The 19,093-nt window shown below is 62.8% G+C and carries 20 protein-coding genes and 1 tRNA gene; 17 read left to right on the forward strand and 4 right to left on the reverse strand.

Going from position 1 to position 19,093, the window contains the following annotated elements; genetic code table 11:
- Nucleotides 1–53: 53 nt before the first annotated feature.
- From NKH16_RS02890 to NKH16_RS02905, 4 genes are all read left to right on the forward strand, one after another.
- A complete protein-coding gene (locus tag NKH16_RS02890; RefSeq protein ID WP_352898289.1) occupies nt 54–572 on the forward strand; it encodes a hypothetical protein in 519 nt (172 codons plus the stop codon).
- The gene (locus NKH16_RS02895) at nt 505–1,449 is read left to right on the forward strand and encodes a M24 family metallopeptidase (RefSeq protein ID WP_352898292.1); all 945 of its coding nucleotides are present in this window, start codon (nt 505–507) and stop codon (nt 1,447–1,449) included. Before NKH16_RS02890 ends, NKH16_RS02895 begins: the two co-directional genes overlap by 68 nt.
- A gap of 104 nt (nt 1,450–1,553) precedes the next feature.
- Nucleotides 1,554–2,627, forward strand: a complete 1,074-nt coding sequence (locus NKH16_RS02900) for an alpha/beta hydrolase (RefSeq protein ID WP_254817699.1) — start codon at nt 1,554–1,556, stop codon at nt 2,625–2,627.
- A 132-nt stretch (nt 2,628–2,759) separates the two neighbouring features.
- Nucleotides 2,760–3,923 (forward strand): alpha/beta hydrolase, encoded by a 1,164-nt coding sequence (locus NKH16_RS02905; protein WP_352898295.1) that lies wholly within the window; start codon nt 2,760–2,762, stop codon nt 3,921–3,923.
- 247 nt (nt 3,924–4,170) lie between these two features.
- On the opposite strand, the gene ade is transcribed toward NKH16_RS02905, so the two are convergent.
- Nucleotides 4,171–5,982: an adenine deaminase gene (gene ade / locus NKH16_RS02910; protein WP_352898297.1), complete on the reverse strand. Its 1,812-nt coding sequence runs from the start codon at nt 5,980–5,982 to the stop codon at nt 4,171–4,173.
- A gap of 446 nt (nt 5,983–6,428) precedes the next feature.
- Here ade and NKH16_RS02915 point away from each other — a divergent pair, with 446 nt between their 5' ends.
- On the forward strand, nt 6,429–7,646 hold the full coding sequence (locus NKH16_RS02915) for an IS4 family transposase (protein ID WP_352898437.1): 1,218 nt from the start codon (nt 6,429–6,431) through the stop codon (nt 7,644–7,646).
- 330 nt (nt 7,647–7,976) lie between these two features.
- On the opposite strand, the gene NKH16_RS02920 is transcribed toward NKH16_RS02915, so the two are convergent.
- Nucleotides 7,977–8,429, reverse strand: coding sequence for a cupin domain-containing protein (locus NKH16_RS02920; RefSeq protein ID WP_352453477.1), 453 nt, complete (start codon nt 8,427–8,429; stop codon nt 7,977–7,979).
- 573 nt (nt 8,430–9,002) lie between these two features.
- Nucleotides 9,003–9,560, reverse strand: a complete 558-nt coding sequence (locus tag NKH16_RS02925; RefSeq protein WP_352898300.1) for a class I SAM-dependent methyltransferase — start codon at nt 9,558–9,560, stop codon at nt 9,003–9,005.
- 279 nt (nt 9,561–9,839) lie between these two features.
- Between NKH16_RS02925 and NKH16_RS02930 the strand changes: the two genes are divergently transcribed.
- The 4 genes from NKH16_RS02930 (at nt 9,840) to NKH16_RS02945 (ending at nt 11,335) form a co-directional block, all read left to right on the forward strand.
- Nucleotides 9,840–10,073: a site-specific integrase gene (locus NKH16_RS02930; protein ID WP_352748171.1), complete on the forward strand. Its 234-nt coding sequence runs from the start codon at nt 9,840–9,842 to the stop codon at nt 10,071–10,073.
- A 155-nt stretch (nt 10,074–10,228) separates the two neighbouring features.
- Nucleotides 10,229–10,317 (forward strand) — tRNA-Leu (locus tag NKH16_RS02935).
- A gap of 425 nt (nt 10,318–10,742) precedes the next feature.
- Nucleotides 10,743–11,030, forward strand: a complete 288-nt coding sequence (locus NKH16_RS02940) for a ribbon-helix-helix domain-containing protein (protein ID WP_352748173.1) — start codon at nt 10,743–10,745, stop codon at nt 11,028–11,030.
- Nucleotides 11,027–11,335 carry a type II toxin-antitoxin system RelE/ParE family toxin gene (locus NKH16_RS02945; RefSeq protein ID WP_352898303.1) on the forward strand — a complete coding sequence of 103 codons (309 nt, stop codon included), beginning with the start codon at nt 11,027–11,029 and terminating at the stop codon, nt 11,333–11,335. The genes NKH16_RS02940 and NKH16_RS02945 overlap by 4 nt, the downstream gene beginning before the upstream one ends.
- A 190-nt stretch (nt 11,336–11,525) precedes the next feature.
- On the opposite strand, the gene NKH16_RS02950 is transcribed toward NKH16_RS02945, so the two are convergent.
- The gene (locus tag NKH16_RS02950; protein ID WP_352898306.1) at nt 11,526–12,104 is read right to left on the reverse strand and encodes an NUDIX domain-containing protein; all 579 of its coding nucleotides are present in this window, start codon (nt 12,102–12,104) and stop codon (nt 11,526–11,528) included.
- Between the two features lie 153 nt (nt 12,105–12,257).
- Between NKH16_RS02950 and NKH16_RS02955 the strand changes: the two genes are divergently transcribed.
- The 8 genes from NKH16_RS02955 (at nt 12,258) to NKH16_RS02990 (ending at nt 18,954) form a co-directional block, all read left to right on the forward strand.
- A complete protein-coding gene (locus NKH16_RS02955) occupies nt 12,258–13,361 on the forward strand; it encodes an NADH:flavin oxidoreductase/NADH oxidase (RefSeq protein WP_352898309.1) in 1,104 nt (367 codons plus the stop codon).
- 109 nt (nt 13,362–13,470) lie between these two features.
- The gene (locus NKH16_RS02960) at nt 13,471–13,788 is read left to right on the forward strand and encodes an SH3 domain-containing protein (RefSeq protein WP_352898312.1); all 318 of its coding nucleotides are present in this window, start codon (nt 13,471–13,473) and stop codon (nt 13,786–13,788) included.
- Nucleotides 13,789–13,850: 62 nt separating this feature from the next.
- Nucleotides 13,851–14,144 (forward strand): DUF982 domain-containing protein, encoded by a 294-nt coding sequence (locus NKH16_RS02965; protein ID WP_031211240.1) that lies wholly within the window; start codon nt 13,851–13,853, stop codon nt 14,142–14,144.
- A gap of 28 nt (nt 14,145–14,172) precedes the next feature.
- Nucleotides 14,173–14,412 (forward strand): DUF2188 domain-containing protein, encoded by a 240-nt coding sequence (locus NKH16_RS02970; RefSeq protein ID WP_023674770.1) that lies wholly within the window; start codon nt 14,173–14,175, stop codon nt 14,410–14,412.
- Nucleotides 14,413–14,576: 164 nt separating this feature from the next.
- On the forward strand, nt 14,577–15,662 hold the full coding sequence (locus tag NKH16_RS02975) for an ABC transporter ATP-binding protein (RefSeq protein ID WP_352749380.1): 1,086 nt from the start codon (nt 14,577–14,579) through the stop codon (nt 15,660–15,662).
- 33 nt (nt 15,663–15,695) lie between these two features.
- On the forward strand, nt 15,696–17,021 hold the full coding sequence (locus NKH16_RS02980) for an ABC transporter substrate-binding protein (protein WP_352749383.1): 1,326 nt from the start codon (nt 15,696–15,698) through the stop codon (nt 17,019–17,021).
- 141 nt (nt 17,022–17,162) lie between these two features.
- Nucleotides 17,163–18,059, forward strand: coding sequence for a carbohydrate ABC transporter permease (locus NKH16_RS02985; protein ID WP_352453492.1), 897 nt, complete (start codon nt 17,163–17,165; stop codon nt 18,057–18,059).
- Between the two features lies 1 nt (nt 18,060).
- Complete coding sequence (locus NKH16_RS02990; RefSeq protein WP_023674766.1) at nt 18,061–18,954, forward strand: carbohydrate ABC transporter permease; 894 nt, start codon at nt 18,061–18,063, stop codon at nt 18,952–18,954.
- Nucleotides 18,955–19,093 lie beyond the last annotated feature (139 nt).

Genomic DNA, 19,093 nt, shown 5'->3' on the forward strand with positions numbered 1-19,093 from the left:
CGCCCCGAAGGGGCATTTCCGGAATCAACGTAAGCATTTGGGGGCGTTTGCTCATGCCTGTCGCATCGGTTGCCCAGAAAACCGTGTCGCTGCCGGAGTTCGGCGAGCCGACGGTGATGCCGCTGGTTACGCGCGCCACCTATGAGGCCCGTATCGCGGCGCTGGTCGCACTTGGCCGGTTCGATGTCTTCGTCGTCTATGGCGACCGCGAACATGCGGCCAATGTCGCCTACCTCTGCGGCTACGATCCGCGCTTCGAGGAGACGCTGCTGGTCATCGTTCCCGGTAAGCCGCCGAAACTGCTGGTCGGCAATGAGGGCTGGGGCTATGCCGAGATCTGCGACGGGCCGTACGAGCGCGTGCTCTACCAGACGTTTTCGCTGCCGGCGCAGCCGCGCGACCGCTTGCAAGCGCTGGCCGACATCCTCGTCGATTGCGGCCTGAAAGCCCGCCAGCGCATCGGCGCCATCGGCTGGAAGCCGTTCGGCCCCGGCGATGCGGGTTTTGGCGAAAACGACGCTCGACCTGCCGTCCTTCATCGCCGACACGTTGCGCAGCCTTGCCGGCGATAGGGGCGTGATCGTCAACGCGGCGAACCTTTTGATGAACCCTGCCGACGGCCTGCGCGCGATCAACGAGGCCGACCAGCTGGCCGCGTTCGAATTCGCCGCGACCTATTCCTCGCAAGGCCTGCGCAATGTCCTGCAAGGCATCGAACCCGGCATGACCGAATTGCAGGCGGCGCGGCTGATGGGTATCAACGGCCTGCCGCAATGCTGCCACCCGATGCTGTCGGCCGGCAGGCGGGCGGCCTATGGCCTGCCGAGCCCGCGGCTCGAAATCATCAAGCGCGGCGACCCGATCACCATGGCCTATGGCATCCAGGGCTCGCTCAATGCCCGCGCCGGTTTTCTGGTCGAGGACGCGGCCGAGCTTCCGAGGGGCATCCAGGACTATGTCGAGAAGCTGGTCGCGCCCTATTTCTGCGCCGTCGTCGACTGGTACGAGACGGTCGGCATCGGCGTTCCCGGCGGCGCGTTGTGGCAAGCTGTGCACGAGCGCATCGGCGATCGGTTCTTCGGCGTAGCGCTCAACCCCGGCCATCTCATCCATATCGACGAATGGATGCATTCGCCGGTATTTTCCGGCTCCGACATCAGATTGAAATCGGGCATGGCCTTGCAGGTCGACATCATCCCGGCGACCGGCACCGATTATTTCACCACAAACATCGAGGACGGCATCGCGCTGGCCGACGAGGCGCTGCGCGAAGAGATCGCGGCGCGCTTTCCCGAGGCCTGGCGCCGCATCGAGGCGCGCCGCGCCTTCATGACCGGCGTGCTCGGCATAAGGCTGAAGCCGGAAGTGCTGCCGTTTTCCAACATTCCGGCGTTCCTGCCGCCGTTCTGGCTTTCGCGCAACAGTGCGATGGCAGTCGCGGGGCGCTGAGCGCATTTCGGGCGCCTGCGACTTACTTCTGCCGCACTTCGCCTGTCCGGGAGGTGCGGCGGAGGTGGATGGGCCTTTGGTCAGGCCGGAGTGGAATTGCTTAAGTGCCCTTGAAGACGATTTGCATCATTGTCCTTGCCGCGTTGCTCGCCGGCTGCGGCGGCCGCCAAACCGAGGAACTGCTCGGCAGCGCCATGATGGCAGTGCCGGTGACGGAAATCGCCGGCAATCACTCGATCTTCATCGCCACGACGCGCAAGCGCTCCGACGATCCCAACAAGGTCTTCGACGGCGAGCGTTCGGCGACGCTGAACTATGCCCGCGTCAACGTCACCGTCCCCGGCATCCACAAGACAGGCCAGATCGAGCGGCGCTCACGCGGCAAGTCGGACGATCCGGCCAAATACTTCATGGCTTCCGAGGTCGTCGGCTACGACACCCAGCCGAAATTCTCCAGCGCCCTCAGCGCCGACATCGCGGCGCGCGGCGGCCGTGTCATGGTCTTCGTCCACGGCTACAACACCGGCTTCGACGACGCGGTCTACCGCGTCACCCAGATCACCCATGATTCCGGCTATCCGGGCACGCCGGTGCTGTTTTCCTGGGCGTCGGGCGCCAAGACCACCGACTATGTCTACGACAAGGAAAGCGCCAGCGTTGCCCGCGACCAGCTGGAAGTGACGCTGAGAATGCTGGCGCAGACCGGCGCACGGCGCATTGACATCGTCGCCCATTCGCTGGGGACCTGGGTTACCATGGAGGCGTTGCGCCAGCTCGCCATCACCGGCGACCGCGATCTGGGCGGCAAGCTAGGCGACGTCGTGCTGGCCTCGCCCGATATCGACGTCGACGTGTTCAAGAGCCAGATGCGCCGCTACGGCAAGCCGGACAAGCCGTTCATCCTGCTGCTCTCCGACGACGACCGGGCGCTGCGGCTCTCCGGCCTGATCGCCGGCGCGCGGCCGCGCGTCGGCGACTACAAGGACGCCGCCGACCTCGCCAGCTATGGCGTGTCGGTCGTCGATCTCTCCAGCGTCAAGGGAGCCGACCGCTTCAACCACACCAAATTCGCCGATAATCCGGAATTGGTGCAGTTGATCGGCCAGAAGCTGCGCGAGGATGACGGGTTTGCCAGCGACCGCGAGGTGACAGACCGCATCGCCTCGGTCGGACAATAGCTGCATTGCGCGGCAGTGATTGTTGACCATTGCCGCACCATCGGAACAGTTTGAACTGGACCGTGCCGGCCTCTGCCTCTATCGAATAGGCCAAGACGTCTCCGGCTCGACGTCGCCTTTGCGGGAGCCCGCGTGACCGTGCCTTCGAAGATCTTTCTCGTCGTTGCGTTCGCGCTCGCGGTTACCGGCTGCGCCGGCCAGAACACGCACGATCTGCTCAACAAGACGACGATCACCGTGCCTGCTGCCGATATCGCGGCGACGCATCAAATCTTCGTCGCAACGACCCGGCAAAAGGCAATGAAAGCGCCCCGGCAGGTGTTCGACGGCGACCGTTCGCCGACCACCAGCTTTGCCAGCGTCGAGGTGACGGTGCCCAAAATCCACCAGCTCGGCGCCATCGAGCGGGTCAAGGGCTCGGCCAACAGCAATCCGGCGAAGGATTTCACGGCGACCGGCGTCACCTTCTACGAAGGCGCGCCGCAATTCGCCAAGGCGGTCGGCGCCGACATCGCCATGCGCGGCGACCGCGCGCTGGTTTTCGTGCACGGCTTCAACAACGGCTTCGATGACGGTATCTACCGGCTGACGCAGATCGCGCACGATACGAAATACCCAGGCACGCCGGTGCTGTTTTCGTGGGCGTCGAGCGGCAAGACGACCGGCTACATCTACGACAAGGAAAGCGCCAGTGCGGCGCGCGACGATCTCGAAGCGACGCTGCGCATGCTCGCCAAGAGCCGCGCCAAGAGCATCGACATCATTGCCCATTCGATGGGGACCTGGGTGACCATGGAAGCATTGCGCCAGCTTGCCATCACCGGCGACCGCGACCTCGGCGGCAAGCTCGGCTACGTCATCCTGGCCTCACCCGACATCGACGTCGACGTGTTCAAGAAGCAGATGATCCGCTACGGCAAACCCGACAAGCCGTTCGCCGTGCTGCTTTCGGGCGACGACCGGGCGCTCAGGCTGTCGACCCTGATCTCTGGCGACAAGCCGCGCGTCGGCGACTATGGCGACGCGGCCGACCTCGCCAGCTATGGCGTCTCGGTGGTCGACCTGACCAAGACCAAGGGCGGCGACCGGCTGAACCACGCCAAATTCGCCGACAACCCGTTCCTGGTGCAGCTGCTCGGCGACCGCCTGCGCGCCCCGGCGGGCCTCGCCTCCGAAGAGACCGCGCCGGCCCAGCTCGACAATCTCGGCCAGGGCCTCGGCAAGGCCGTCGGTTCGGTCGCCGAAATCGTCATCACCACGCCGTTCAAAGTGCTGACCATCGCCACCGGCGGGTGAGCGATCGATGAGCGGTCACTGTTGACGTCAGTTCGGAACAAAGCGCACGGCAGCGATCCTTCGCGCCCCTCTGTCCTGCCGGACATCTCCCCCTCTAGTGGGGAGATTGGCCACCACTTTCGGCTTTCGCCAATCTCTAACTCTGACGAACAAGGCGCTATCAACGAAACTGCCAATTTCCCCCCTTGAGGGGGAGATGTCCGGCAGGACAGAGGGGGGCGCTGTCCCTCCAGGGTTCAATGATTCTTCAAACGAACAGATCGACCTTCTGAAAAGTCGTCACGTCGATAAGGCCGACGTCGGAAATCCTGAGCTCGGGGATGACGACCAGCGCCAGCAACGAGTGCTGCATGTAGGCGTTGTTGAGCGAGCAGCCCATCTGGCGCATGGCGTCGCTGAGTTGGTCCGCCTTGGCGGCGACGATTTCCGCCCGCTCGTTGGACATCAGCCCGGCGATCGGCATTTCGACCAGCGCCAGCTCCTTGCCGTTGGAGAACAGCACGACGCCGCCGCCGACCTCGCCCAGCCGGTTCACCGCCAATGCCATGTCCTGCTTGTTGGTGCCGACGACGATAATGTGGTGGGCATCATGCGCCACGCTCGAGGCCATGGCGCAGTCGCCGATATAGCCGAAGCCGGAGACGAAGGCGTTGGTGACGCCGCCGGTGCCCTTGTGGCGCTCGACCAGCGCGATCTGGCAGACATCGTTGCGGCGGTCCATGGCGACCAGCCCGTCCTCGACCCCAAGATCGGCCTCCAGCGCCCGCGTCGGCGCCTGGTTTTCGATGACGCCGATGACACGCACCCGCACTTCGTTGGCGCCCAGGGGTGCGGCGATATCGAAATCGCCGGGCTTGAGCTTCCTGCCGAGCTTGACGGTGTTCTTCGCCGTCCGCGGATAGTTGTAGGCCGGAATGTCGATTTCGAGCTTGCCGCCCTTGGCCAGCCTGACGCCGCGGCCATAGACCTCGTCGATGGTCATTTCGGCGAGGTCGGAGACGATCAGCAGATCGGCGAGCCGCCCCGGCGCGATCGAGCCGATCTCGCGCTCCAGCCGGAAATGCTGGGCGGTGTTGAGCGTCGCCATCTGGATCGCCGTCACCGGCTTCAAGCCCTGGCTGATGGCGTGGCGCACGACCCGGTCCATATGGCCTTCGTGCACCAGCGTGCCGGAATGGCTGTCGTCGGTGCATAGGATGAAGTTGCGCGGGTCGAGCCCGCTCTCCGTCACCGCCTTGATCTGCGAGGCCACGTCGTACCAGGCCGAGCCCAGCCGCAGCATTGCCTTCATGCCCTGGCGGACGCGCGCGATGGCGTCCTCGGCGCGCGTGCCTTCGTGGTCATCCTCGGGGCCGCCGGCGACATAGCCATGGAACGGCAGGCCGAGATCGCGCGAGGCATAATGCCCGCCGACGGTCTTGCCGGCCCTCACCGTCGCCGCGATCTCGCCCGACATCACCGGATCGTTGGCGGCGACGCCGGGAAAATTCATCACCTCGCCGAGCCCGATGATGTTTTCCCAGCTCATCGCCTCGGCAACGTCGGCGACGGTCAGCTCGGCGCCGGCATGCTCCAGCCCCGGTGCCGAAGGCACGCAGGACGGCATCTGCACAAGCACGTTGACCGGCATGGCAACGGCCTCGTCATGCATCAGCCGCACGCCCGGCAGGCCGAGCACATTGGCGATCTCATGCGGATCGATGAACATTGAGGTGGTGCCGTGCGGGATCACCGCGCGGCAGAATTCCGTCACCGTCACCATGCCGCTCTCGACATGCATATGCGCGTCGCAAAGCCCCGGCACCAGATAGCGGCCGCCGGCATCGACCACCTTGGTGCCCTGGCCGATGGCATGGCCGGCGTTCGGGCCGCAATAGGCAAAGCGGCCGCCGGCAATGGCGATGTCGGTGCCGGCGATGATCTCGCCCGAATGGACGTTGACCCAGCGCCCGTTGCGGATGACGAGATCGGCGGGCTTGCGGCCCATGGCGACATCGACCAGATGCGTCGCCATCTCGGCCCAGGGTTTTGGTTTCGTCGCATTGGCGGTCTTCGGCATCAACAGGCTCCTCTTTGCCCGACTGTGCCAAGCCGCGAGGATTTTGACCAGCGAGGAAGCGAGGGTCGACAGCGAAACTGCCGATCTCCCCCCAAGCGGGACCCAAAGTGGGGGGAGATGTCGGCCGAAGGCGACAGACGGGTCGCGCGCCGCCCTCTCAAGCCCTGGGTTCCTCGCCCACCGCGAGGCGGGGGAGAGGGGGCGGCGAAGCGGCCGGAGAGGGGGCCTTTCGTAGAGCGCGGTCCCCCTCTCCGTCTCGGCTTCGCCGAGCCACCTCTCCCCCACTTTCGTGCTAGGGGATGCACACATCTTTTCGTTGCGTCGATGACTCATCTGTGAGTTGCGGCGTCGGGTTGGTGTGTGATTCTGTAGGCGACGTACTGAGGGAGGTGTCGCGCGAGAGCGTGTGCCTGCGCCGCTTGGCTGGAGGAGCCCGTAGCGGGATCGTGGGCTTTTGTCGGTTCCTGGCGAACGCTCGGGTGACGACGGACAGGCTGATTGAAGGTTGGGGCGCTGCGACGGCTGAGGCTAGCGCCGGTCGTCATGTGCTGGCGATCCAGGACACCAGTGAGATCAATTTCGCGACGACGCCGGAGTATCGGCGTGGCCTTGGCGAGATTGGCAAGGGCGGCGGCCGTGGCGTGTTGCTGCACGCGATGCTGGGCATCGATGCCGAGACGGGCGGCGTTCTGGGGCTGGTGGCGGGCCGGGTGTGGACGCGCGAGGGGCGTGTGGAGGTTGCTCATGCCAAGCGGCCTCTGTGCGACAAGGAGTCCGAGCGCTGGTTGAGCACGGCCGCGGCGGCCAAGCCGGTGTTGAAGTCGGCTGCACTGGTGACCGAGGTGAGCGACCGCGAGAGCGACATCTACAGCAAGTGGGCGCTTGTACCCGAACCCGGCTTCCACATTCTGACCCGCGCCATGCACGACCGCCGGATCCAGGGCGGCGGCAAGCTGTCGACCGCACCGCTGCAGGCCGCCGGAGAGGCCATGGTCGAGCTGCGCGCGCGGCCTGGTCGGGCGGCGCGCACGGCCCGGCTGGTGGCGAGCTTTGCCCAGGTCGAGGTCGTGCGCCCCGACAACACGATTGAAGAGGGCCTGCCCAAGACGGTGAGCGTGAGCTTGGTGCAGGTAACCGAGATCGACCCGCCGCAGGGCGCCGAGCCGATCCTGTGGCGACTGCTTACCACCCATCTCGTCGAGGACGCGGCCATGGCCTGGCGGATGGTCGATTGGTATCGCATGCGCTGGACCATCGAGCAGTTCTTCCGCACCCTCAAACAGCAGGGGCTTCAGCTGGAAGACAGCCAACTGGAGACCGCCGAACGGCTCGTCAAACTGACCGCCATCGCCGCGCGAGCCGCCTGTGTCGTCATGCAACTCGTCCAGGCCCGCGACGGCCGATCCGCACAACACGCCGCCATCGCCTTCACCCACGCCGAAATCGACACGCTTCAAGCCCTGCTGCCCACACTAGAGGGAAAAACCGCCCTGCAGAAGAATCCCCACGCCCCCCAATCCCTCGCTTGGGCCGCCTGGATTATCGCCAAACTCGGCGGCTGGGACGGCTATCCAAAGTCCAAAGCCCCAGGACCCATCACCTTCCGACACGGATTGCAGCACTTCCTGTCCATCGCCCATGGATGGGCGCTTCGAAATGTGTGAATCGCCTAGCACTTTCGTGGGGGCGAGGAACCCAAGCTGGAAGCGTAGTCGCAATTCAATGCTGAAGGCGAGCAACTTTGTTCTTGCTTTGTGCCGGCAGCTATGCTACTAACTTGGGTATGGTGCCAATTGGCTCCAACGACCCGTCCTCCCGAGGCGGGTTTTTTGTTATTGCGCCATTCATGGCAAATGGCCCAGGCGGAATACGATTCCGTTGCGGCCAATCAGCTTTCGTCTCGTTAGAGGATCCTTCTGAATCGACGGTCGCGGAGTTTGACGCACTCCATCGTTCGAGCCTTCGGCCGGTTCACTCAATTCGATCCCGAACTGTCACTTCTTGCTTGGATCGTCTGCCGGGTTGACGTAGGTGATCTTGAATGGCCCCTCGCCATGAACCTGGATGATCGTATCGCTTGTCGTCCAGGCGAAGTGATTCATTCCGGCCGGCGCGACGCCGAAGCCGCCAGCAGTCAGTTCGACACCTTTCGCCTCGTCGAGCTTATCGCCCATTCCAATATGGAAGTTGCCGGAAAGCACCGTTACGTATTCCGTGGTGGGATGATTATGTGCGGCAATTTTGTAGCCGGCGGGTGTCTTCAACCGCAGCACATAGGCGCCCTCCTTTGAGGGGTCTCCAGCGACAACAGCCATTTCCGCGCCAGCGGGAATGACAGCTGGAGCAGGACCCCATTTGATGTCTTTGGCGTTCATCGGCATCTCATCGGCAAACAGAGACGCCGTCCCAACAACCAGCAGTGCCAGGGCAGAGGCAAGCTTGAGCATGACAATCTCCCAATGTCTGTAGAGGACGGCGTCGAGTATCGGCGCGCCGATCCACTTGCCAATTGGAGTCTATCAGGGCAGAGCGCCCGAACGCATCCTGCGAACGGGGGACGCGCATTCGCGGTAGCCGCGGAAGCTGCCGCTAAAAACATTTCCAGGTGAAACGATTTTGTTTGTATCACTGTAGGTGATCGGCCTCGCTAGCTTCCAGTGCCAGATTTGTCGACGGCAGAAGACGGCTTGACGGCCCCTGCCCGGCATCTGAACAGGACTGGCCTGCGGACGTGGCGGAATTGGTAGACGCAAGGGACTTAAAATCCCGTTCTAGTCCGTTGCACCCTCGCAACTAACCCCTCAACGCTTGTAATTCCCCGGTTTGCGCCGGGGTTTGCATTTCATTTTAAGCTCTCCACTCGTGCAGCGGATTTTGTGGGAAACCCGCCGTTGTGGGAAATCGTGTGGGAAAAGGAGAACAGACGTTCATGACCAAACCAATCCATATCAATCTGCAGGCCGGCACCGACGACGAGTTAGACAACTACGCCAAGGGTGGTTCCAGAAGAGGAAATCGAATTAAATCAGCACAATCCCTAGAGGTGCGTGAGGCGGTTTCTCAAGCACCAGCACATGACTGCCAAGAGGTGATGTGTGAGTGCTCTTAACCTTGAACCCCTCGTCAGAAAGCGTTTCGATGAATTCGCCATCCGTTCCAGGCGGAACGCGGGCAACAACGTTCGAGGTGCGCCTCACAATATTGGAAAGCACCCTTCGCGCCTTGCCCGGGCCGATGTTGCGCTGCATGTGCTGATAGACGGCCAGCAGCAGGACGATATCGTATTTCGGTAAGAGGATATTGTCGAGGCGCCGGCTGCCAAGATTCAGGCGATCGAACCGGGCATGCACCGGGGAGCCACTCAACAACATCTTTGCAGTCTCGATATGCGGCTTGGCAACGTCGATCCCGTGGATCGAGCTGGGTTTCAGCTTGGATATCTCATAGGCGACAACACCCATATTGCAGCCAACATCGAGAATGGATTTTCCGGCGTAGTCGACCTTTGCGGAGAATAGCCCGTCAAGTCTGTCGTCCCACGTTCCTGCAAAACCCCTTTTGAACCTTGACCACCACAAATCATATACTCCTAATATTAGAGATCGCCGAACTATAGCGCTCGTTACCTTCTACTATTCATAAGTCGTGGCCAAGAAAAGCCTGCCCTCCACAAAAACACAGAAAAACATCATGGACACCACGTTCAAGGGCGCTGCGAGGCGCCTTGCTGATCTCAACTTGCGGAAACTAGGCGCCCGCATTGGAGTAGGAGAGGACGGTGTTTAGGACATCGCCTTCAAAGCTAGTCCAGCCAACCCCATTACGCATCACGACCACGATCTCCCGGCAGTCGCCTGATGACTCAGAACCGCAAGGGCATCCACCGTCTGATGCAGCACAGCGACCTCTGCGACATCGGCAAGTGGGAGGTCATAGAGGTGTGGCGCAGCATCCGCGAACACATCCCAGGGCTGTCCGACACCGTGGTCTACACGACGCGGCATACGTGCTGCTCGTGGCAGATCATCCGTGGCATCGACATCCGGCGCGTCCAAATCTGGATGGGCCACAAGTCGACCCAGACCACCTGAACTACGCCCACCTCGCACCCAATCACTTGCTCGACAACCTGACCGCGCTCGAAGGTGGCGCGGCTCCGAGGCTCGTGGTAGTGAACGGCAAATCCTAAGCCGACCGTGTGGGAAACCATGTGGGAGACCGGTGGGATTTCCCCACAATGTGGGAGGTGGGCGTGGCGGAACTGGTATACGCAGCAGACTTAAAATCTGCCGGTGTTTCAAGCACTTACGGGTTCAAATCCCGTCGCCCACACCAAGCCTCGCAACGGACATAAAATCCCTCGATCTCTGATCGTACGGGTTCGATTCCCGTCGTCCGCACCAGCAACATCGGCGCCATTGCGGCCTAAAGCGTGTCGCGTTCGATCGGCCTCATGCGACGCGCTTTAGGTTCTTGTTTTTATGCATGTCGTTATCGCAAAACCGCTGCACACTTTTGCGCGACATGCATTAAGCAAGAGCGTGAACTCGCCGAATACAGGCTGCCACATGCCATTTCTCGACCAGGAGCCGGCGAGCCGATGCGGGATCTGCGATATGCGTATCCGGTGTCCGCATGTTCGTTTGCCAGCTTCCAAAGCGCACTCAGGCAAGGGCGGCGGTATCGGTCGCGCGCATCGCCAGCAATTTCGATATGATTTTGTCACATCGGCTGCTATATGGTGGAAAAGGAGTCCGCCCATGCGAACCACCCAGCCGATAAGTATCACCCTCCCGCGCGACATGGCCGAGGCCGTCGCGCGCAAGGTCGAATCCGGCGCCTACGCCTCCGTCAGCGAAGTGCTGCGCGAGGGCGTGCGCGCGCTGCTCGACCGCGACGCCGCCGTTGAACGCTGGCTGCGCGAGGAAGTCGCCCAGAGCTACGACGAGTACAAGGCGAATCCGTCCAGCGCCATCCCTGCTGAGCAGGTCATGCTGCGTATCCGCGACCGCGCCGCCGCGCGACGCGATGATGCCAATAAGGAATGACGCGCACGGTTGTATTTTCCGCGCAAGCGGAGCGCCAGTTGGATGCGCTGTATCGCTACATAGAGGAATATTCCTCCACAGCCCGTGCGGAATCGTTCGTTGGCGGCATCGTGGCCTATTGCCACGCGTTCGAGCCGTTTCCCGAGCGCGGAACGCGCCGCGAGGATATTCGTCCCGGCCTCCGCGTTCTAGGCTACCGCCGCCGCGTCAGCATTGCCTTCACGGCCGAAGCCGACACCATCGCCGTCCTCGGCGTCTATTACGGCGGGCAGGACTATGAAGCGGACCTCAAGGACGAAGGCTAACGGGCGTAACGATCGGGCGATAAGACCTCTGCCCCAGTGGAGCCTCGCCGATCGCGCCGGCAAAAGAAGTCTGTTCAGCCTCCAGGCCTCCAGCCGCAACCAGCGTCGCCTTGTCCCAGCCCCGCAAGTCGGCCTGGTGGAAGGGGTTCCGGCCGGGCGCTTCCTCGCAGGGTGCAGCTTCCGGCATGGCTCACCTCCCGATCGGGTTCAGCTTCAGGTGCTGGATTAAAATAATCGTTTTGGCGTCGATGATGCGACCATCGTGGATGCCGGCCAGCGCCTCGTCGAGCGACATCTCCAGAACCTCGATGTCCTCGCCTTCGTCATGCGCTCCGCCGCCTTCCGAAATGCGGTCGGCGGGCGAGTAGCGGGCGACGAAGAACCAGAGCCGCTCAGTGACGCTGCCGGGGCTCATATAGGGCGAAAACAACCGCTGCACGTCCTTCAGCCGATAGCCGAGTTCCTCCTCGGCCTCCTTGCGGATGCAGGTTTCGGGATCGTCTTCGTCGAGCAGGCCGGCGCAGGCCTCGATCAGCGGCTCCTTGTGGCCGGTGACGTAGGCCGGGTAGCGGAACTGCCGCACCAGAAGCACCGTCGAACGCTCCGGATCGAAAGGCAGGATCACCGCGCCGTCGCCGCGATCGTAGGTCTGGCGGGTGTGCGTTTCCCATTTGCCGTCGCGCCGGCGGTAGTCGAAGACGGTCTTTTTCAAAACCGCCCACTCGTCGGAAAGGACTTCCTCAGAGCGGATGCGAATGCGATCTTCCATGGTGGACTCCCAGCTGCCGCGGCAAGGCGTAGCCGCGAACGGCGGTTCGCGCAATTGGGTCACCAATTGGTCCAGAGCACCGGTTCACCGTGTCGTGTCTGGCGCTGGCACAATCGGCTGCATAAATAGCGGCAACCCTTTCCGGAGTTTTTTATGACCTCATCGCTTTTCCAGCCGATCACCCTCGACGGCCTGACCTTCCCCAACCGCATCGCGGTCGCGCCGATGTGCCAGTATTCGGCCGAGGACGGCTCGGCCAGCGATTGGCACCTCTATCACTGGATGAACCTGGCGATGTCCGGCGCCGGCATGGTCACCGTCGAGATGACCGATGTCGAACGGCGCGGCCGCATCTCGCATGGCTGTCTCGGCCTCTATTCCGAGGACAACGAGGCGGCAGCGCGACGCACGCTGGATGCAGCCAAGCGGGTCGCCGCACCGGGCACGAAATTCGGCACGCAGCTTGCCCATGCCGGCCGCAAGGCCTCGAATCGGAAACCCTGGGAGGGCGGCGGCCCGCTGCATGCCGATCAGGATCCGTGGCCGATCGTGTCGGCCTCGGCGATCGCCTACGACACCGGCTGGCAGGTGCCGCGGGCGCTGGAGGACGACGAGATCCTGCAAATCATCGAACGCTTCGCCGAAGCGGCACGGCGGGCCGAGCGCGCCGGCTTCGACTTCATCGAGCTGCATGCCGCGCATGGCTATCTGATCTTCCAGTTCCTGTCGCCGCTCTCCAACCGGCGCACCGACCGCTGGGGCGGCTCACTGGAAAACCGCATGCGTTTCGCCGTCGAGATCGCCAAGGCGGTGAAGAAGGCGGTGCCGAGACTGATGCTCGGGGCGCGTCTGTCGATCAAGGAATGGGTCGATGGCGGCTTCGAGGTCGAGGATGCGATCGAAGTGGCAAAAGCGCTGAAGGAAGCCGGCGTCGCCTATCTCTGCTGCTCAAGCGGCGGCAATTCACCGTTGCAGAAGCTGCCCTCCGGGCCCGGCTACCAGGTTCATCTGGCCGAAGCGGTGCGCAAGGCCGTCGGCATCCCGACGCGGGCCGTCGGTCTGATCGACGATCCGAAACAGGCCGAGGCGATCGTCGCCGACGGCCGCGCCGACATGGTGGCGCTGGCGCGCGCCTTCCTCGCCGATCCGCGCTGGGGCTGGCGCGCCGCGGCCACCTTTGGCGAAAAAATCCACCCGGCGCCGCAGCTTGCCCGCTCGGTGACAACGATGCAGCATTGGATGAAGGCGGCGACCTGACGGCGGGTTCTCACCTCGCTGGGCAGGCACCATAGCTTCGCATTGATCCACTGCCGGTGTAGAGTGGCCGGGGCCGCGGCTGGGCGCGGCGGGTTGGGGGAGCAGAGACATGCCGTTCAGGGGGATTTCCATTGCGGCTGCTGCCGCGGTGTTGGCCGGGCTGTCGTTCGCCGCACCGACGCCGGCCGGGGCGCAATATTGCGAAGGCACGGTGCACGGCCTTTCCAGGCACTACAATCTGGCGACGGGAAGCGGCTTTCTCGCCGTTCGAGCCCGACCGAACTCGTCGTCGCGCATGATCGGGCAATTGTTCAACGGCGACCAAACCGAGATCTTCGACCGCCGCGGAAGCTGGTACAAGGTCGATTTCGGCGGCCGCACCGGCTGGGCGAATGCACGCTGGCTGCGCAACGACTGCGGCTATTGAGCTATTTTCGCCTGAGCTAAAATAGCAGTTGCAACCAAATCGGCCGCTCCGCGTTGGCGGCGATGATGGACAGCAAGCCATTTGAAAAGCCGGTCGTGGTCGAACTCGGCCATGTCGGCAAATATCGGCAGATCCGCAGCGCCCAGGAGGCGGCGGAGTGCTTGATGACGGTCTGGCCACTCAATCGCGGGCCGCGTCATCGTGATGCCCTCGACACTTGCCTAAAAGTGCTGGAAGGTTATCGTTCGACGGCGGATGCGCGCCGCGCACTGATCGAAGCCGCCAGGGAATCGGACGTGCTGGTCACAGACGACAGGCTGCCGGACGACAGACTGGCCGACGACAGGCTGCATTGAGGCAACGGGCTTTCAACCGGAGGGTTTCATGGCGAAACTGACCTACAAGATCGTCGAGCACGACGGAGGCTGGGCCTACAAGGTCGGCTCGACATTCTCCGAAACGTTCCCCACCCATCAGGACGCCTTGCGCGCCGCCGAGATCGCTTCCGCCGAACAGCAGGTCGCCGGCAACACCGACGGCATCCAGTACGAGGACGCCGACGGCAAATGGCATGACGAGCTCGCCGACGGCCGCGACCGGCCGCAGACCGAGGTTTCGGATTAGAGTGTGCCGATATCCAGGTGATGCCGGCGTGCTTTACAGGTCGGTTTGGTAGCGCTACCGTCTCACATCGCGCGTGACCGGGGAGGAGCCTGGGCGCCGTCGCGGGCCAGGCAGGAAAGCGGTTTCCTTCGAAGTCGTTGCGGGAATCAATCGGGAGGAGATCGATGGCGTCTGTCGCGATCGGCGATGTCTACAAATCATTTGGGACCGTCGAGGTCCTGCACGGGGTCAGCGTCGATATAGACGACGGCGAGTTCGTCACGCTGGTCGGTCCTTCGGGTTGCGGAAAGTCGACCCTTCTCAGGATGATCGCCGGCCTGGAAAAGATCTCGCGCGGCCAGATCGCGATCGGCAAACGTGTCGTCAACAACGTTGCGCCAAAGGAGCGCGACGTCGCCATGGTCTTCCAGAACTATGCGCTCTACCCGCATATGACGGTCGCCGAGAACATGGCGTTCTCGCTGATGCTCAAGGGCGTTCCCAAGACGGAGAGCGATGCCGGCGTGCGGCGCGCGGCCGAAATCCTGGGACTGGTGCCGCTGCTCGACCGTTATCCGCGCCAGCTTTCCGGCGGCCAGCGCCAGCGCGTTGCCATGGGCCGGGCGATCGTGCGCGATCCGCAGGTTTTCCTGTTCGACGAGCCGCTGTCCAATCTCGATGCCAAGCTCCGGGTGCAGATGCGCGCCGAGATCAAGGAACTGCACCAGCGCCTGAAGACGACGACGGTCTACGTCACCCACGACCAGATCGAGGCGATGACCATGGCCGACAAGATCGTCGTCATGCATGACGGCATCGTCGAGCAGATCGGGCCGCCGCTCGAGCTGTACGACCGGCCGAACAATCTGTTTGTCGCCAGTTTCATCGGCTCGCCCGCCATGAACATGCTCAGGGGCGAGATCGTAAGCGACGGCTCGCCGTCATTTCGCGGCGCCGGCGGGATTTCGGTCCCGTTGGCCTCGGCACTTTCCATCGGCAATGGTGAGCCGGTCGTGCTGGGGATACGGCCCGAGCATTTACGGCTGTCCGACCATCAGGGCATTCCGGTCACCGTCGTGGTGGTCGAGCCGACAGGGTCCGAAGTGCAGCTCATCGGCCGCACCGCCGGCGGCGAGGAGATCGTCGCAAATTTCCGCGAACGCCATTCCTTCACGCCAGGCGAAACCATCCGGCTTACGGCCGAGCCTGGCCTCATCCATCTCTTTCACGGCAAAACCGGACAGCGGTTCGAAACACCCATCGAGCAGTAGGACGGCAATGACAATAAGCAGGAGGAAGCGAGCATGAAATTCACCAGACGCGACGTGATCCGCACCACCGCCGGTGCGGCGGCGGGAGCCTTGGGAAGCCGGCTCATCGGCTCTCCCGCCTTTGCCCAGGAGGGGTTGAAATACAAGCCCGAGGACGGCGCCAAGCTCAGGCTGTTGCGCTGGTCGCCTTTCGTGAAGGGCGACGAGGACCAATGGCTGGCCAACACCAAGCGCTTCACCGAAGCGACCGGTGTCGAGGTTCGCGTCGACAAGGAAAGCTGGGAGGACATCCGCCCCAAGGCGGCGGTCGCCGCCAATGTCGGCTCCGGCCCGGATCTCATGTTGGTCTGGTTCGACGACCCGCATCAATATCCCGACAAGCTGCACGACGTGACGGAATTGGGTGAATATCTCGGCTCGAAATATGGCGGCTGGTACGACGGACCGCACCAGTATGCGACGCGGGAGGGCAAATTCCTCGGCCTGCCTCTCGCCACCATCGGCAATGCCATCGTCTACCGCGAGAGCTGGGTGAAAGAAGCGGGTTTTTCGGAGTTTCCCAAGGAGACTCAAGGCTTGCTCGAACTTTGCAAGGCGCTGCAGGCGAAGGGACATCCGGCCGGCTTCACGCACGGCCACGGCGTCGGCGACGGCAACAACTACGCTCACTGGCTGCTGTGGAGCCACGGCGGCCAGATGGTCGACGAGAGCGGAAAGGTAACGATCAACAGCCCGGAGACGCTCAAGGCGATCGAATACGCGCAGCAACTCTACAAGACCTTCATTCCCGGCACCGAAAGCTGGCTCGACGTCAACAACAACCGCGCCTTCCTGGCCGGCGAAGTCAGTGTCATCGCCAATGGGATTTCCGCGTACAACACGGCCAAGATCAACAAGGACAATGATCCGAAGCTGGCTGAAATAGCCAAGGACATTCGCACCACCAACCTGCCGATCGGCCCGGTCGGGAAATCCGTCGAGCTGTTCCAGGTGACCACGGCCGTGATCTTCGACTACACGCCCTATCCCAACGCCGCCAAGGCCTACCTGCAGTTCATGTTCGAGGATCCGCAAATGTCGCAGTGGATCACGTCGTCGGCAGGCTATTGCTGCCAGACGCTCAAAGCCTTCGACAACAACCCGGTGTGGACGGCCGATCCGAACAATGCCGCCTACGCCAAGGCCTCGGCGACGCTGCGGCCCAACGGCTATGCCGGCCCGCTTGGCTATGCCTCGGCAGCGACCATGGCCGACTATGTGCTGGTCGACATGTTCGCCAAGGCGGTGACAGGCCAGGCGACACCGCAAGAAGCGATGGAAGAAGCCGAGAAGCGCGCAAACCGCTACTATCGCGTTTGAGCCGGGTTCAGCCGGGCAGCCATGCTGCCCGGCTTCGAATCGCGCATGGCCGCCCGCCGTTCAATGAGACCTTAGAGGAGCCGACCCATGGCCGTGACCTCCACTGCCGCTCAGCCACGCCGGTCGGCGCTGTCGCGCATTATGACGTTCGTGTCCGAAAGTCATAACGCGCTTGGCTTCGGCTTCATGCTGCCGGCGGCGGCGCTGCTACTGGTCTTCCTGACCTATCCGCTCGGGCTCGGCGTCTGGCTCGGCTTCACCGATGCCCGCATCGGCCGCCCCGGCATCTTCATCGGTATCGAGAACTACGAATATCTGTGGGATGACGCCGTCTTCTGGCTCTCGGTCTTCAACACCTTGCTCTACACGATCAGCGCCTCGGTCCTGAAGTTTGCGCTCGGCCTGTGGCTGGCGCTTATCCTCAACCAGAACCTGCCGTTCAAGTCGTTCTTCCGCGCGATCGTCCTGCTGCCCTGGGTGGTGCCGACGGTGCTGTCGGCGATCGCCTTCTGGTGGATCTACGATTCGCAATTCTCGATCCTGTCCTGGGCGCTTATGGAAATGGGCCTGATCGACCATCGCATCAACTTCCTCGGCGATCCCGAGAATGCGCGGGCTTCGGTCATCGCCGCCAATGTCTGGCGCGGCATTCCTTTCGTGGCGATCACGCTGCTTGCCGGCCTGCAGACGATTCCGCAGTCGCTCTACGAGGCCGCCACGCTCGACGGCGCCAGCCGCTGGCAATTGTTCCGCTATGTGACGCTGCCGCTGCTGACGCCGATCATCGCCATCACCATGACGTTTTCGGTGCTGTTCACCTTCACCGACTTCCAGCTGATTTATGTGCTGACGCGCGGCGGGCCGGTGAACGCCACGCATCTGATGGCGACGCTGTCGTTCCAGCGCGGCATTTCCGGAGGCCAGCTTGGCGAAGGCGCCGCGATCGCAGTTGCCATGATCCCGTTCCTGCTGGCGGCGATCCTGTTCAGCTATTTTGGCCTGCAGCGTCGCAAATGGCAGCAGGGCGGCGGAGATTGACATGACCGCGATCGAAACGAGCAAACGCCCGGAACTCGACGAAGGCGGCATGGGCTACCTGCAGAGTTTGCCGCGGCGCGTGGTGACGGTCTACCTGCCGTTGCTGATCTTCGTCATCGTGCTGTTGTTTCCGTTCTACTGGATGACGATCACGGCGGTTAAGCCCAACCTCGAGATGACCGACTACGCCAATTTCAATCCGTTCTGGGTGGTGCATCCGACGCTCGAGCATATCCGCTACCTGCTCTTCGAGACGTCTTATCCGGGCTGGCTGCTCAACACGATCATCATCTCGACCGCCGCCACGTTCCTGTCGCTGCTGGCTGCCGTGTTCGCTGCCTATGCGATCGAACGCTTGAGGTTCTCCGGGGCGCGGCAGGTCGGCCTCGCGGTGTTCCTCGCCTATCTCGTGCCGCCGTCGATCCTGTTCATTCCGCTGTCTGTGATGGTGTTCAACCTTGGACTTTACGACACGCCGTTCGCGCTCATCCTCACCTATCCGACCTTCCTGATCCCGTTCTGCACATGGCTGCTGATGGGTTATTTCCGCTCGATCCCGTTCGAGCTGGAAGAATGCGCGCTGATCGACGGGGCGAGCCGTTGGCAGATCCTCACCAAGATCGTGCTGCCGCTATCGGTGCCGGGCCTGATTTCCGCCGGCATCTTCGCATTCACGCTGTCATGGAACGAGTTCATCTACGCCTTGACCTTCATCCAGTCGTCCGAAAACAAGACTGTGCCGGTCGGCGTGCTCACCGAGCTGGTGCGCTCGGACGTCTATGAATGGGGGGCGCTGATGGCGGGAGCGCTGATCGGCTCGCTGCCGGTCGTGGTGCTCTATTCGTTCTTTGTCGAGCACTATGTTTCCTCGATGACCGGAGCCGTGAAGGAATAGCCAGCATCGTGATTGGGTTGGGAGGTATTCCCGGCGGCCGGGAATGCCTGGGATAGGCACCCTGCCGGCGGAGGCTACGGCCGGTTACTTCCCGCAGTATTGATCGTTGACATTCGTGTTGGCGTTGGCGTCGGAGACA

Source organism: Mesorhizobium sp. M1307 (assembly GCF_040318155.1).
In the GTDB taxonomy this organism is placed as follows: domain Bacteria; phylum Pseudomonadota; class Alphaproteobacteria; order Rhizobiales; family Rhizobiaceae; genus Mesorhizobium.

Bases quoted from the DNA above. Each gene is read 5' to 3' on its own strand.
- NKH16_RS02890 (WP_352898289.1), top strand. From the start codon at position 54: ATGCCTGTCGCATCGGTTGCCCAGAAAACCGTGTCGCTGCCGGAGTTC.
- ade (WP_352898297.1), bottom strand. From the start codon at position 5,982: ATGCCGAAGACCGCCAATGCGACGAAACCAAAACCCTGGGCCGAGATG.
- NKH16_RS02920 (WP_352453477.1), bottom strand. From the start codon at position 8,429: ATGCTCAAGCTTGCCTCTGCCCTGGCACTGCTGGTTGTTGGGACGGCG.
- NKH16_RS02930 (WP_352748171.1), top strand. From the start codon at position 9,840: ATGACTCAGAACCGCAAGGGCATCCACCGTCTGATGCAGCACAGCGAC.
- NKH16_RS02940 (WP_352748173.1), top strand. From the start codon at position 10,743: ATGCGAACCACCCAGCCGATAAGTATCACCCTCCCGCGCGACATGGCC.
- NKH16_RS02945 (WP_352898303.1), top strand. From the start codon at position 11,027: ATGACGCGCACGGTTGTATTTTCCGCGCAAGCGGAGCGCCAGTTGGAT.
- NKH16_RS02950 (WP_352898306.1), bottom strand. From the start codon at position 12,104: ATGGAAGATCGCATTCGCATCCGCTCTGAGGAAGTCCTTTCCGACGAG.
- NKH16_RS02955 (WP_352898309.1), top strand. From the start codon at position 12,258: ATGACCTCATCGCTTTTCCAGCCGATCACCCTCGACGGCCTGACCTTC.
- NKH16_RS02960 (WP_352898312.1), top strand. From the start codon at position 13,471: ATGCCGTTCAGGGGGATTTCCATTGCGGCTGCTGCCGCGGTGTTGGCC.
- NKH16_RS02965 (WP_031211240.1), top strand. From the start codon at position 13,851: ATGATGGACAGCAAGCCATTTGAAAAGCCGGTCGTGGTCGAACTCGGC.
- NKH16_RS02970 (WP_023674770.1), top strand. From the start codon at position 14,173: ATGGCGAAACTGACCTACAAGATCGTCGAGCACGACGGAGGCTGGGCC.
- NKH16_RS02975 (WP_352749380.1), top strand. From the start codon at position 14,577: ATGGCGTCTGTCGCGATCGGCGATGTCTACAAATCATTTGGGACCGTC.
- NKH16_RS02980 (WP_352749383.1), top strand. From the start codon at position 15,696: ATGAAATTCACCAGACGCGACGTGATCCGCACCACCGCCGGTGCGGCG.
- NKH16_RS02985 (WP_352453492.1), top strand. From the start codon at position 17,163: ATGACGTTCGTGTCCGAAAGTCATAACGCGCTTGGCTTCGGCTTCATG.
- NKH16_RS02990 (WP_023674766.1), top strand. From the start codon at position 18,061: ATGACCGCGATCGAAACGAGCAAACGCCCGGAACTCGACGAAGGCGGC.